This is a genomic window from Streptomyces sp. NBC_01549 (genome assembly GCF_026339955.1).
Classification (GTDB): domain Bacteria; phylum Actinomycetota; class Actinomycetes; order Streptomycetales; family Streptomycetaceae; genus Streptomyces.
The window spans coordinates 5,048,633-5,061,911 of record NZ_JAPEPW010000001.1; the positions used below are offsets into that span (position 1 = coordinate 5,048,633).

12 protein-coding genes, 1 other RNA gene and 1 pseudogene are annotated in these 13,279 nt (G+C 72.7%); 10 read left to right on the plus strand and 4 right to left on the minus strand.

What is annotated here, in order from left to right:
• Positions 1–89 precede the first annotated feature (89 nt).
• The 3 genes from OG819_RS22460 (at position 90) to OG819_RS22470 (ending at position 3,118) form a co-directional block, all read left to right on the plus strand.
• A complete protein-coding gene (locus tag OG819_RS22460) occupies positions 90–983 on the plus strand; it encodes a MaoC/PaaZ C-terminal domain-containing protein (RefSeq protein ID WP_266650999.1) in 894 nt (297 codons plus the stop codon).
• 45 nt (positions 984–1,028) lie between these two features.
• Positions 1,029–2,105, plus strand: coding sequence for a Zn-dependent alcohol dehydrogenase (locus tag OG819_RS22465; protein ID WP_266651000.1), 1,077 nt, complete (start codon positions 1,029–1,031; stop codon positions 2,103–2,105).
• 74 nt (positions 2,106–2,179) lie between these two features.
• Positions 2,180–3,118: a 3-oxoacyl-ACP reductase gene (locus OG819_RS22470; RefSeq protein ID WP_266651001.1), complete on the plus strand. Its 939-nt coding sequence runs from the start codon at positions 2,180–2,182 to the stop codon at positions 3,116–3,118.
• A gap of 77 nt (positions 3,119–3,195) precedes the next feature.
• On the opposite strand, the gene OG819_RS22475 is transcribed toward OG819_RS22470, so the two are convergent.
• Together OG819_RS22475 and OG819_RS22480 are read right to left on the minus strand one after the other, a co-directional pair.
• Entirely contained in the window at positions 3,196–3,363 is a 168-nt protein-coding gene (locus OG819_RS22475; RefSeq protein WP_266414385.1) for a hypothetical protein, read from the minus strand.
• A 62-nt stretch (positions 3,364–3,425) separates the two neighbouring features.
• Positions 3,426–4,691: a hypothetical protein gene (locus tag OG819_RS22480; RefSeq protein ID WP_266651002.1), complete on the minus strand. Its 1,266-nt coding sequence runs from the start codon at positions 4,689–4,691 to the stop codon at positions 3,426–3,428.
• Positions 4,692–4,944: 253 nt separating this feature from the next.
• On the opposite strand from OG819_RS22480, the gene OG819_RS22485 reads away from it, so the two are divergent.
• Genes OG819_RS22485 through OG819_RS22495 form a run of 3 tightly spaced genes read left to right on the plus strand, consistent with a single transcriptional unit; the run spans position 4,945 to position 7,760 of the window.
• The gene (locus OG819_RS22485) at positions 4,945–5,802 is read left to right on the plus strand and encodes a Nif3-like dinuclear metal center hexameric protein (protein WP_266651003.1); all 858 of its coding nucleotides are present in this window, start codon (positions 4,945–4,947) and stop codon (positions 5,800–5,802) included.
• Positions 5,799–6,542 (plus strand): C4-type zinc ribbon domain-containing protein, encoded by a 744-nt coding sequence (locus OG819_RS22490; RefSeq protein ID WP_323139386.1) that lies wholly within the window; start codon positions 5,799–5,801, stop codon positions 6,540–6,542. Before OG819_RS22485 ends, OG819_RS22490 begins: the two co-directional genes overlap by 4 nt.
• 12 nt (positions 6,543–6,554) lie before the next feature.
• Entirely contained in the window at positions 6,555–7,760 is a 1,206-nt protein-coding gene (locus OG819_RS22495) for a bifunctional RNase H/acid phosphatase (protein WP_266651005.1), read from the plus strand.
• 57 nt (positions 7,761–7,817) lie between these two features.
• On the opposite strand, the gene eda is transcribed toward OG819_RS22495, so the two are convergent.
• Entirely contained in the window at positions 7,818–8,468 is a 651-nt protein-coding gene (gene eda, locus OG819_RS22500) for a bifunctional 4-hydroxy-2-oxoglutarate aldolase/2-dehydro-3-deoxy-phosphogluconate aldolase (RefSeq protein ID WP_266624350.1), read from the minus strand.
• A gap of 95 nt (positions 8,469–8,563) precedes the next feature.
• Positions 8,564–9,346: a peroxide stress protein YaaA gene (yaaA, locus tag OG819_RS22505; RefSeq protein WP_266651006.1), complete on the minus strand. Its 783-nt coding sequence runs from the start codon at positions 9,344–9,346 to the stop codon at positions 8,564–8,566.
• Positions 9,347–9,456: 110 nt separating this feature from the next.
• Here yaaA and OG819_RS22510 point away from each other — a divergent pair, with 110 nt between their 5' ends.
• From OG819_RS22510 to rnpB, 4 genes and pseudogenes are all read left to right on the plus strand, one after another.
• On the plus strand, positions 9,457–10,893 hold the full coding sequence (locus tag OG819_RS22510; RefSeq protein WP_266651007.1) for an RNB domain-containing ribonuclease: 1,437 nt from the start codon (positions 9,457–9,459) through the stop codon (positions 10,891–10,893).
• A 203-nt stretch (positions 10,894–11,096) separates the two neighbouring features.
• Positions 11,097–11,927, plus strand: a complete 831-nt coding sequence (locus OG819_RS22515; protein ID WP_266651008.1) for an AraC family transcriptional regulator — start codon at positions 11,097–11,099, stop codon at positions 11,925–11,927.
• Between the two features lie 82 nt (positions 11,928–12,009).
• Positions 12,010–12,783, plus strand: a pseudogene (locus OG819_RS59115) (DMT family transporter); the annotation flags it as partial.
• Between the two features lie 76 nt (positions 12,784–12,859).
• Positions 12,860–13,267: RNase P RNA component class A (gene rnpB / locus OG819_RS22525), an RNA gene on the plus strand.
• Positions 13,268–13,279: the final 12 nt, after the last annotated feature.

The window sequence follows — 13,279 nt, forward strand, 5'->3', positions numbered from 1 at the left end:
GTTCTAGATCGGCCAGGGTCGACCTCGGTGCGGCCGACGGTGCGGACGGCCGCACCGAGGTCTTTCGCGCGCTACTGATCAGGAGCCCCATGCCCATCGACGCCGCCAAGGCCCTCGCCGCCGAACCCCGCAGCGGTGAGATCACCTGGGACCGCAAGGACGTCCAGCTCTACCACCTCGGCCTCGGAGCGGGCGTCCCGGCGACGGATCCCGACGAGCTGCGCTACACCCTCGAATCGAAGCTGCACGTCCTGCCGAGCTTCGCCACCGTCGCGGGCGCCGGTTCCCCCGGAGTGATCAGCGGCCTGTCCATGCCCGGCGTCGACGTCGACCTCGCCCGCGTCCTGCACGGCGGCCAGACCATCGAGCTGCACCGCCCGATCCCGGTCGAGGGCAAGGCCGTGGCCACCGGACGGATCGCCGCCGTGTACGACAAGGGCAAGGCGGCCGTCCTCGTCATGCGCACCGAGGTCGCCGACGCCGAGGGACCGTTGTGGACGAACGACGCCCAGATCTTCGTACGGGGAGAGGGCGGCTGGGGCGGCGACCGTGGCCCCTCGACCCGCCTCGAGGAGCCTGCCGGTCCGCCGGACCGGACCGTCGAGCGCCCGATCCGCGAGGAGCAGGCGCTACTCTACCGGCTCTCCGGCGACTGGAACCCGCTGCACGCCGACCCCGAGTTCGCCAAGCTCGCCGGGTTCGACCGGCCGATCCTGCACGGGCTGTGCACGTACGGGATGACACTCAAGGCGGTCGTCGACACGCTGCTCGGCGGGGACGTGGCGCGCGTCCGCTCGTACACCACGCGCTTCGCCGGGGTCGTGTACCCGGGAGAGACCCTGCGCATCCGTATGTGGCGGCGGGAAGGCAGCGTCCGGGTGGCCGTGAGCGCCGTCATGGGGGTCCCCCCGCTCGAGCGAAGCCGAGAGTGGGGGAGGGACGACGTGCCGGTCCTCGCCGACACCGTCGTCACACACTCCTGAGCCCAGCCCGTCAGTGATCAGCCCGTTGTCGAGGGGAGCCGCACCATGCGCGCAGCCGTACAGCACGAGATAGGCCAGGACAAGCTGGAAGTCCTCGACGACATCGAGGCGGTGGGCTTCGGGTCGGGCAGGGTGCGGATCCGGGTACGGGCCACCGGGCTGTGCCACTCCGACCTGTCCGCGATGAGCGGCGTACTGCCGCAGCCCGCGCCGTTCGTACCCGGCCACGAGGGTGCCGGGGAGATCGTCGAGGTCGGCGAGGGCGTCACCCACCTCAAGCCCGGGGATCGGGTCGTCGTCTGCTGGCTGCCGGCCTGTGGCGTCTGTCCCGCCTGCAAGCGGGGCCAGAGTCAGCTGTGCCTGGCCGGGTTCATGAACGCCGGCACGCCCAACTTCCGGCGCCCGGGCGGAGATGTCTTCGGCTTCGCCGGGACCGGCACCTTCACCGAGGAGGTCGTGGTCGACGCGGGCTCCGCCGTGCCGATCCCGGACGACGTGCCCTTCGACATCGCGGCCCTCATCGGCTGCGGAGTGACGACCGGCCTCGGCGCCGCCCTCAACACCGCGGACGTGGCGGCCGGTTCGTCGGTCGCCGTCATCGGCTGCGGAGGCGTTGGCATCTCCGCGATCCAGGGCGCGCGCCTCAAGGGCGCCGCCGAGATCGTCGCCGTCGACCCGGTCGCCTCGCGCCGGGAGGCCGCGCTGCGGTTCGGCGCGACGAAGGCGGTCTCGCCGGACGAACTGCCGGGCGCGAAGCAGTCGGTGACCGGCGGCGAGGGCTTCGACTACGTCTTCGAGGTCGTCGGCCGTTCCGCCACCGCCCGCACCGCGTACGAGAACACCCGCCGCGGCGGCACCCTCGTCATCGTCGGCGCGGGCGCCATGGACGACTTCCTGCAGCTCAACATGTTCGAGCTGTTCTTCGACGAGAAGCGGATCCTGCCGTCCATGTACGGCGGGGGAGACGTCCTGCGGTCGTACGAGCGGACGGTCGCCCTGTGGCGCGCGGGCCGTATCGACCTGGAGAGCCTGATCACCCACCGGGTGCCGCTGTCCGGGATCAACGAGGCGCTGGACCAGATGCGCACGGGTACCGCGCTGCGTACGTGCATCGAGATCTGACCCACCACGATTTCCCCCACGATTTCCCCCACGATTTCCCCCCACGATTGCCGCCACGATTGCTGAGGACTTCGATGTCACTGCCACTTGAAGGGCTGACCGCGATCGTCACCGGCGCGGGGCGCGGGCTCGGCCGGACCGAAGCGCTGGAACTGGCCCGCCTGGGTGCCGCCGTCGTCGTCAACGACTACGGGCAGCCCGGGCGGGACGGCTCCGGCGCGGCCTCGGCCACCCCCGCCGAGGAGGTCGCCGCCGAGATCCGCGCCGCGGGCGGCCGCGCCCTCGCCCACACCGGGGACGTCGCCGACCGCGAACAGGCCCGCGCGCTGGTCGACCTGGCGATCGGCGAGTTCGGGAAGCTGGACATCGTCGTCAACAACGCGGGCATCCTGCGCGACCGGATGGTCTTCTCGATGTCCGAGGACGAGTGGGACTCCGTCATCCGTGTGCATCTGAAGGGGCATTTCAACACGACCCACTTCGCGTCCGCGCACTGGCGGGCGAGGGCCAAGGCGGCGGACGGTTCGGTGTACGGGCGGATCGTGAACACCTCCTCGGAGGCGTTCCTCGCGGGTTCGGCGGGACAGCCCAACTACGCGGCGGCCAAGGGCGGGATCGTGGGGCTGACGACCTCGACCGCGCTGGCGCTGGCGAAGTACGGCGTGACGGCGAACGTCATCTGCCCGCGCGCCCGGACCCGGATGACCGAGGACGTGTTCCACGGGTTCGAGGTGCCCGAGCAGGGCCTGGACCCGCTCGCGCCCGAGCATGTGGCGCCCCTCGTCGGCTACTTGGCCTCGCCCGCCGCCGCGCACGTGAACGGGCAGCTGCTCGTCGTGCACGGCGGCATGGTCGCGGTCGTCGAACGGCCGCGGGTGGCCGCCAAGTTCGACGCCAAGCAGGACGCCTTCACCTACGACGAGCTCGACGCGCTGCTCGGCCCGTACTACGCGGAGCGGCCGCGGGGGGAGACGTTCGCGGCGGCGGAGGTACTGGGACTCAAGCACCTCTAGTGCCCGCGGTTCTTCCTACGGAACGGCCCCGCTCGCGCTGTGCGCGAGCGGGGCCGTATCGCTGGTCCGACCTACCTTCAGGCCGATGTGTTCTGCTGGTCGGACGGCTTGCGGTGGCGGCCGTGGGGGGTCGCCTCGTCGTCCTGGCCGGAGACCGGGCCGCGGTGCTTGCCGTGGCCATCGGCCAGGGTCGTCGCCTCGTGGGCGTCGGTGGCCGGCGGTTCCATGGTGCTGGTTTCGCTCATGTGGAAGTGTTCACCCCGTCAACAAGATCCTTCTTTGCAGCCGGGGGATTCTAACCGTTCGCTCACGCGGGGACGGGGGCGGGTGACCAGTTCTCGCCCTCGGACCCCCCTTCGGCCCGGACGGCCTCGTCCTCGAACGCCGGACGGATGGAGAGCTGCCGTCTCTTCAGGGGTGACGGCCCGTTCAAGGGCGCCTGTTGCAGGGGAACAGGGCGGGCCGCCGTGAGTTCCAGTGGACGGGGCACCTCCGCCGCCACCGGAACGGCGGGCGCCGTCACCTTCGTCACCCCGCACCGCACCGTCCCCGTCGTGTACGGCAGTTGGAGGACCCCCTCCCTGGTCCACAGGCCGGTACCCGCCAGCCATCCCTCGGGTGCCGGGAGATGGTGGACCTGGCGTTCGGCCGGCCGCCACACGCCGACCCAGCTGCCGGCCGGGCCGTCGATGCGCAGGGCCACCGCGCAGCGCTCCGGCGTCAGCACCTGCCCCGGCTGGATCGCGAACGGCGTCACCGCGCAGTCGGTCGCGCGCAGACAGTCGGGGAAGCGGATCGGCAGGGTGCTGCCGAGGACGCCCCAGCCGAGACGGTCCTGGCCCGGGGACGCCGCGTCCGAGCGGATCAGCAGCAGTCCGCTGTCGGCGTCCGCGAGCAGCAGCCGGTCGTCGCTGTCCTCGGTGATCTGCAGCAGTGGCGTCACTTCACCGCCGCGCCCCAGGTCGACGACCACCGTCTTGGTCCGGCCGTACCGGCGGCGGTCCAGGGCCAGCAGGCGCCCCGTGTCGTCCAGCCAGACGCCGCCCGAACAGCGGCCCGGCACCTCGGCCAGGAGCTCGGGCCCGAAGGCGCCGCCCGCCACGAGCCACACCGCCGTGGAGTCCCGGCCCACGGCGAGGGCGTACGCGTGCTCCCCGTCCGGCGCGGGCGGCAGCAGCCACAGCCGGGTGTCCTGGTCCGGGCACTCCACCGCGCCGAGGAGCAGCTCCCCGGTGCCGGGCCCGGTCGGGTACAGCAGGCAGAACGTGTGCCGCCCGTCCACGACGCGGTGGATCAGCACCCGCCCGTCGGTCATCGGCAGCACCTCGGTGCCGGGCTCCTCCGGCTGGTGGGACGGCAGCGGTACGGCGTAGGGCTCGGGGCCGTCCAGGGTCCAGCGCTCCGGGAACCAGCACTCGCCGTCGAGGGCGAGGCGGGCCGCGTAGGTTCCGTCCGCGGCGATCACGCAGGTGGGGCGGGCGATCATGTCTGCGGGCCGGGCGGTCGCATCTGAGGGGCGAGTGACCCGCTCGTCCCCGGGTTCCGCCGCAGGCTCGGTGGCACAGGCCGTCATCGTTCGGTCACCTCCGGCGACGAAGGTAGTTTTCGCACGCACAGACGTGGGACCGGCGGGCGGGCGCTTCACACATAAGGATGGCCGCGCCGCGATTCGCCTGAGGGAACGGGGACGCGTGTGCTGGCGGGGTGGGGGAAGAGGGGTGGGGCCCGGGTCACCGAGGGCCGCCCGTCGGCGAGAGCGCTGGTCGCGCGTTCCGGGATGGCCCGCGGCCGGTGGGGCACCGGCACAATCCAGGTAGCCTTTCCTCGTGCCCCGTCTGTCTGAAGTCATCGCCGCGCTCGACACCCTCTGGCCCCCCGAGAGGGCCGAGGGATGGGACGCGGTCGGCACCGTGTGCGGCGACCCCGACCAGGAGATCACCCGCGTTCTGTTCGCCGTCGACCCCGTCCGGGACATCGTCGACGAAGCGGTGAAGCTGGGCGCGAACCTGCTGGTCACCCACCATCCGCTCTATCTGCGCGGGACGACGACGGTCGCGGCCGACACCTTCAAGGGCCGGGTCGTGCACACCCTCATCAAGAACGACATCGCGCTGCACGTCGCCCACACCAACGCCGACCGCGCCGACCCGGGGGTCAGTGACGCCCTCGCCGGGGCGCTCGACCTGCGGGTCGTACGGCCGCTCGTGCCGGACCCCACCGACCCCGAGGGCCGCCGTGGCCTCGGCCGCGTCTGTGAGCTGGATCACCCGCTGACCGTCCGTGAGCTCGCCGCGCGCGCCGCCGGGCGACTGCCCGCCACCGCGCAGGGCATCCGCGTCGCCGGTGACCCCGAGGCGGTCGTACGGACCGTCGCGGTCAGCGGCGGCTCCGGCGACAGCCTCTTCGACGACGTGCGTGCCGCCGGCGTCGACGCCTTCCTCACCGCGGACCTGCGCCACCACCCGGCCTCGGAGGCCCGCGCCCACAGTCCTCTCGCGCTGCTCGACGCGGCGCACTGGGCCACCGAGTGGCCCTGGTGCGAGCTGGCCGCCGCCCAGCTCGACGAGATCTCCGACCGCAAGGGATGGGGCCTGCGGGTCCACGTCTCCAAGACGGTCACCGACCCCTGGACCGCCCACGCGGCGTCCACCGAAACACCTAACGCAATGGGAGCCCCCAACTGAACGCCGCGCCTGCCGACCAGATCCGACTTCTCGACGTCCAGGCCCTCGACGTACGCCTGCAGCAGCTCGCGCACAAGCGGAGGTCCCTTCCCGAGCACGCCGAGATCGAGTCGCTGAACAAGGACCTCACGCAGCTGCGCGACCTGCTCGTCGCCGCGCAGACCGAGGAGAGCGACTGCGCCCGCGAGCAGACCAAGGCCGAGCAGGACGTGGACCAGGTGCGCCAGCGCGCCACCCGCGACCAGCAGCGCCTGGACTCCGGTGCCGTCACCTCCCCCAAGGACCTGGAGAACCTCCAGCGCGAGATCACCTCCCTCGCCAAGCGGCAGGGCGACCTGGAGGACGTCGTCCTCGAGGTCATGGAGCGCCGCGAGTCCGCGCAGGAGCGGGTCGCCGAGCTGACCGAGCGAACCTCCTCCGTGCAGTCGAAGATCGACGACGCGACCGCCCGCCGGGACGCAGCCTTCGAGTCCCTCGACGGCGAAGCGGCCACGGCGACCAAGGAGCGCGCGGTCATCGCGGCCTCCGTCCCCGCCGACCTGCTGAAGCTCTACGACAAGCTGCGCGAGCAGCAGGGCGGTGTCGGCGCCGCGCGGCTCTACCAGCGCCGTTGCGAGGGCTGCCGCCTGGAGCTCAACATCACCGAGGTCAACGACGTGAAGGCGGCCTCCCCGGACACCGTGCTGCGCTGCGAGAACTGCCGCCGCATCCTGGTGCGTACGTCCGAGTCCGGCCTGTAAGGGGCGCGAAGCGTGCGGGAGTTCATCGTCGAGGCCGACGGCGGTTCCCGGGGCAACCCGGGACCCGCGGGGTACGGCGCCGTGGTCATCGACGCGGCCACGGGGGAGACGCTGGCGGAGCGTGCCGAATACATCGGCATCGCCACCAACAACGTCGCCGAGTACCGGGGCCTGGTGGCGGGCCTGCGCGCCGCCCACGAACTGGACCCGGCCGCGCGCGTCCGGGTCCGTATGGACTCCAAGCTCGTCGTCGAGCAGATGTCCGGCCGCTGGAAGATCAAGCACCCGGACATGAAGCCCCTGGCCGCGGAGGCGGCCCGCGTCTTCCCGCCGGACCGGATCACCTACGAGTGGATGCCGCGCGAACAGAACAAGCACGCGGACCGACTGGCCAACGAGGCGATGGACGCCGGACGGCGCGGCGAACAGTGGTCCCCGTCGGCATCGACGGCGGAACTGCGCGACCAGCCCCCACAGCCCCGCAGCCTGTCGACTCCCGGCGGCGAAGCCGCGAAGGCCGAGGACGACGCGCGGGCCGCGCACAACGTGGCCACGCCGGCACCGTCGACCGGCTGGGGCGCGGCCCCCGACATGGGCGCCCCCACCACCTTCGTCCTGCTGCGCCACGGCGAGACCCTGCTCACCCCCCAGAAGCGCTTCTCCGGCAGTGGCGGCACCGACCCGTCACTCTCGGAGGTGGGCCGGGAGCAGGCCGAGCGCGTCGCCGCCGCGCTGGCCGCGCGCGGCACCGTCGAGGCGATCGTGGCGTCGCCACTCACCCGTACCCGCCAGACCGCCGCCGCCGTAGCCACCCGCCTGGGACTGGACGTCGTCATCGAGGACGGCCTGCGCGAGACGGACTTCGGTGCCTGGGAGGGCCTCACCTTCGCCGAGGTGCAAGAGCGCCACCCCGACGACCTGAAGACCTGGCTCGCCTCCCCGAAGGCCGAACCGACCGGCGGCGGCGAGAGCTTCGCGGCGACCGCCCGCCGTATCGCCACCACCCGCGACAAGCTCGTCGCCTCCTACGCGGGCCGCACCGTCCTCCTCGTCAGCCACGTCACCCCGATCAAGAGCCTCGTACGGCTCGCGATCGGCGCCCCGCCGGAGTCCCTGTACCGGATGGAGCTGTCCGCGGCCTCCCTGTCGGCGGTGGCGTACTACGCGGACGGCAACGCCAGCCTGCGCCTCTTCAACGACACCTCTCACCTGCGCTGAGCGGCACGGGTCCGCGAGGGTACGACGGTCCTGCCGTCATCCGCGCGAGTCCTGCCGTCATCCGTGCGGCCTGAGCGCGGCCGCCTCGCGGGCCAGGCTCTCCACGCGCCCCCAGTCCTTCGCCGCGATCGCGTCCTCGGGAAGCATCCATGTCCCGCCCACGCACCCGACGTTGGGGAGGGCGAGGTAGTCCGGTGCGTAGGTGGGGCCGATGCCGCCGGTCGGGCAGAACCGGGCCTGCGGCAGCGGTCCGGCGAGCGACCTGAGGTACGCCGTGCCGCCCGCCGCCTGCGCCGGGAAGAACTTCATCTCCCGCACCCCGCGCTCCAGCAGCGCCACCACCTCCGACGTCGTGGAGACCCCCGGCAGGAACGGCACCCCGGACGCCTTCATGGCGTCGAGGAGTATGTCGGTCCAGCCGGGACTGACCAGGAAGCGGGCGCCCGCGGCCACGCACTCCGTCACCTGCGCCGGTGTGATGATGGTGCCCGCGCCGACCACCGCGTCCGGCACCCCGTCCGCGATCGCCCGGATGGCGTCGAGCGCGCACGGCGTCCGCAGGGTCACCTCTATCGCGGGCAGCCCGCCCGCGACGAGCGCCCTGGCCAGGGGTACGGCGTCCTCGGCCTCGTTCACCACGACGACGGGGACCACGGGGGCGAGATCCAGCACGGAGGCGGCCGGAACGGAGGGCAGCGGTGAGCTCATGGCCTCATCGTGCCCTCGTCATTCACCATGCGCAAAGGGTGTTGCGCATGCTGCAACAGCTGCGCCGGATTGCCCTGTACGGCTGCTCGGCTGCTCTAGTGCACCTCGTCCACCAGCACGTCCAGCGCCCAGGCCGTCCCCGCCCGCGCGGGGGCCTGCACCTCCACCTCGTACCCGAGGTCCCGCAACGCCTCCACCAGCTCCGCCGAATCCGCGGGAGCCGCGCCCGCCGCCAGCAGACTCCGTACGATCCGTCCCTTCGTCGCCTTGTTGAAGTGGCTGACCACCTTCCGGGTGGGCGCGTGCAGCACCCGGACCGTCGCCGTCCGCCCGGCGACCTCGCCCTTCGGCTTCCACGCACCCGTGTACGCCGAGGACCGCAGATCGAGCACCAGCCCGTCGCCGGCCGCCTCGGGGAGCGCGGCGGCCATCGGCGTACGCCAGTGCGCGCCCAGCGCCCCGAGCCCCGGCAGCCTCACTCCCATCGAGCAGCGGTACGACGGGATCCGGTCCGTCACCCGGACCGCGCCCCACAACCCGGAGAAGACGAGCAGCGAGCGGCCCGCGCGCCGCTTGGCCGCCGTGTCCAGCGAGCCCAGGTCCAGGGCGTCGTACAGCACCCCCGTGTAGATCTCCCCGGCCGGGCGCGCGCCCGCGCTGCGCAGCTCCGTGTTCTTGGCGATCTCGCCGCGCAGGCCCTCGCTCAGCCCGAGCACCTCGCGAGCCTTGTCCTCGTCGCCCGCACACAGCTCGACCAGCTCGTCGAGGACCGCCTGACGCGCCTCGGTGAGCCCGGCCAGGGACAGCGACTCCAGCTTCAGCGCGGTTCCCCGGCCGGAGGACGCCTTGCCCTCGGAGGGCGGCAGCAGCACGAGCACGGTGGTGTTCTCCTAACGGTGGGTGTGGCCCGGCGCCAGCCTAAGGGGTCCTCCCGGGCGTCGAACGCGCTCGGGGTGCCGCCCGAAGGCCCGCGACCTACGCTCGACGCATGCCGTGCCGCCACATCCGCGCCACCTGTGTACCGGGGGCTCCCCTGCAGGCCGCCCTGTGCGCCCTGCGGACCGAGCTCGGTGTGCCCGCGAGCTTCCCGCCGGGCGTGCTGGAGGAGGCCGCCCGGCCACCCCGGCTGCCCGCCCACGACGCGACGGACATCCCCTTCTTCACCATCGACCCGCCGACGTCCACCGACCTCGACCAGGCGATGCACCTGTCCCGCCGCGACAACGGCGGCGGCTACCGCGTCCGGTACGCGATCGCCGACGTCGCCGCCTTCGTCGCCCCCGGCGGCGCCCTGGACGCCGAGGCGCACCGCCGTGTGACGACCCTCTACTTCCCGGACGAGAAGGTCCCGCTCCACCCGACCCGGCTCTCCGAAGGCACCGCCAGCCTCCTCCCCGACCAGACCTGCCCGGCCGTGCTCTGGACGATCGACCTGGACACCGACGGCCGCACGGAGGCCGTCGGCGTACGCCGGGCCCTCGTCCGCAGCCGCGCCAAGCTCGACTACGCGCACGTACAGAAGCGGATCGACGACGGCACGGCGGAGGAGCCGATCGCCCTCCTCAAGGACATCGGGACGCTGCGCGAACGCCTGGAGGTGGAGCGCGGCGGGATCTCCCTCAACGTCCCCGAGCAGGAGATCATCGAGACGAACGGGACGTACGAACTCGTCTACCGCGCCCCGCTCCCCGCCGACGCCTGGAACGCGCAGATCTCCCTGCTCACCGGGATGGCGGCGGCCGACCTGATGCTCGCCCACGGCACGGGCGTCCTACGCACACTGCCCGCCACCCCCGACGGCGCGGTCGGCCGCCTCCGCCGCACGGCCAGGGCACTGCACATCGACTGGCCGCACCACGTCTCGTACGCGCAGCTCGTCCGCTCCCTCGACCCGCACCTGCTGCGCCACGCCGCCTTCCTCCAGGAGTGCACGACGCTGCTGCGCGGCGCGGGCTACACGGTGTTCCGGGGCGGCGCCCTCCCGGACGTCACCTCCCACGCCGCCGTGGCCGCGCCCTACGCCCACTGCACCGCCCCCCTGCGGCGACTCGTCGACCGGTACGCCTCGGAACTCTGCCTGGCCGCCGCCGCAGACGAACCACCCCCCGACTGGGTCCTCACCGCCCTCGACACCCTCCCCAAGGAGATGGCCGAGGGCTCCCGGCGCGCGAGCACCGTGGAACGCGAGTGCGTCGACATCGTCGAGGCCGCACTGCTGAGGGACCGGGTCGGGGACATCTTCGACGGCTGTGTGGTGGACGTGGAGGAGCGCCAACCCACCGTGGGAACCGTCCAGTTGGAGTCCCCGGCGGTCGTGGCCCGGCTCGCGGGCGGCACGGCCAGGCTGCCGCTGGGGGAGCGGTTGCGGGTACGGCTCACCCAGGCCGACCCGGGTGCGGCGAAGGTGCGGTTCGCGCCTGCGTGAGAGCCCGCACGAGTTCGGCGGAGTCATCCGCGTGCAGCCGTACGAGACGCAGTCGGCGTTCCCGGCCCAGGAAGGTGAAGTGCGGTACAGAGGTAGCCAGTTCGCGTTGACGTTGCGGCAAGGTCAAGCGGCGAGATCCTTGCCGGCATGGAAACGCGGGCCGCCGGCGTTGCACCTCTGACGAGACGACCGGGGAGGCGGCCATGGGGGCACGACGTGAAGAGGCCCGTTGGACCCGGGCCACCCTCGGCCGCGGCGGCCGGCCCGTCGACCTGCTGACCGCCCGCTTCGACCGGCACCGCTACGCACCGCACGCCCACGAAGAGTTCACCATCGGGGTCTGCGTGGGCGGCTCCGAGATCATCGACTACCGGGGCGGCCGCATCCACACCGCCCCCGGCTCGATCGTCGTCCTGGCTCCGGGCGAGATGCACACCGGCGGTCCGGCCGCTTCCGACGGTTACGCCTACCGGGCCCTGTACGCCGAGCCCTCCCTCCTCACCGAGGGCGTTCTGGGCAGCCCCCCGCATTTCCGGGACCCCGTCCTCGACGACCCCGAACTGGCCGCGGCCCTGCGCATCACCCCCACCGACCTGAGCATCTGCCCCGACCCCCTGGAGGCCGAGTCCCGCCTCCCCTGGCTGCTGGCCGCCCTCGCCCGCCGCCACTCCACGGCCCGCCCGGCGTGCGACACGGTCCCGGGAGCGGCCCACATAGCCCACGCCGTACGTGACCGCCTCGCCGACGAACTCCAGGCACCCCCGTCACTCGCCTCCCTCGCCATCGACCTGGGCCTCTCCCGCTACCAGCTCCTGCGCGCGTTCCGTACGACGATGGGGATACCGCCGTACGCCTGGCTGGCCCAGTACCGGGTGAACCGGGCTCGCGCCTTGCTGGAGAGCGGCCTGCGCCCCGCCGAGGTCGCCCCGCTCGTGGGCTTCGCGGACCAGGCGCACCTGACGCGCTGGTTCCGCAGAGTGCTGGGGGTGACCCCGGCGGCGTACCGCAACAGCGTTCAAGACGGCGGACGCTGACGCCGCCGAGACTGCCCCCATGACTGCACGCGGCTGGTTCCTGTTCTCCCTGATGGGAGTGGTCTGGGGCATCCCCTACCTGATGATCAAAGTGGCGGTGGACGGCGTGTCCCCGTCGATGGTGGTGTTCACACGCTGCGCGGTGGGCGCCGCGCTGCTGCTCCCCTTCGCGATCCGCCAAGGGGGCCTCGCCGGCTTCGCCCGGACCGTGCGAACCCACTGGCGCCCCATGCTGGCCTTCGCGTGCATCGAGATCATGGTCCCGTGGTGGACCCTCACGGACGCCGAGCGCCACCTCTCCAGCTCCACGGCGGGCCTGCTGATCGCGGGCGTACCGATCGTCGGCGTGGCCGCCGCCCGCCTCTTCGGCGACACGGAACGCCTCGGCGCCCGCAGGATGACCGGCCTGGCCCTCGGCCTGTCCGGCGTCGCGGTCCTCACCGTCCCGCACCTGACCGGCGGCGACGCCCGCTCGCTCGCCGAGGTGCTGCTGACGGTGGTCGGCTACGCGACCGCCCCGGTCATAGCCGCCCGCCACCTCAAGGACGTCCCGTCACTCCACCTCACGGCCCCCTGCCTGACCCTGGCAGCCCTGGTCTACGCCCCCGCGGCAGCCGCCACCTGGCCTTCCTCAACCCCCTCCGCCCAGGTCCTCGCCTCCCTCGCCGGCCTCGGCGTCATCTGCACCGCGGTCGCCTTCGTGGCCTTCCTGGAACTGATCAAGGAGGCGGGCCCGACACGGGCAACGGTGATCACGTACGTCAACCCGGCCGTCGCCGTCGCCGCCGGAGCCCTCTTCCTCGACGAACGCCTGACCCCCGGCACCGTCGCGGCCTTCGCCCTCATCCTCGCCGGCTCGGTCCTGGCGACGGCGACGGCGACGACCGGACCAAGGCGCACCCCACGCCCGGTACCATGGTCCACACGGCAGACGAGCCGGGCGGACGGCCGCGTGGAGGTCCTTGCGGACCTTCCCGAGGAACGTCCGGGCTCCACAGGGCAAGGTGGTGGCTAACGGCCACCCGGGGTGACCCGCGGGACAGTGCCACAGAAAACAGACCGCCGGGGACCTCGGTCCTCGGTAAGGGTGAAACGGTGGTGTAAGAGACCACCAGCGCCTGAGGTGACTCAGGCGGCTAGGTAAACCCCACCTGGAGCAAGGTCAAAAGGGGCCGCTTGGTGACAGGCGGCCCTGCGCGGACGTTCGAGGGCTGCCCGCCCGAGTCCGCGGGTAGACCGCACGAGACCGGCGGCAACGCCGGTCCTAGATGGATGGCCGTCTCCCCGGCCGCCGCGAGGCAGCCGGGCGACAGAACCCGGCGTATAGCCCGACTCGTCTGCCGCCAAGGGCC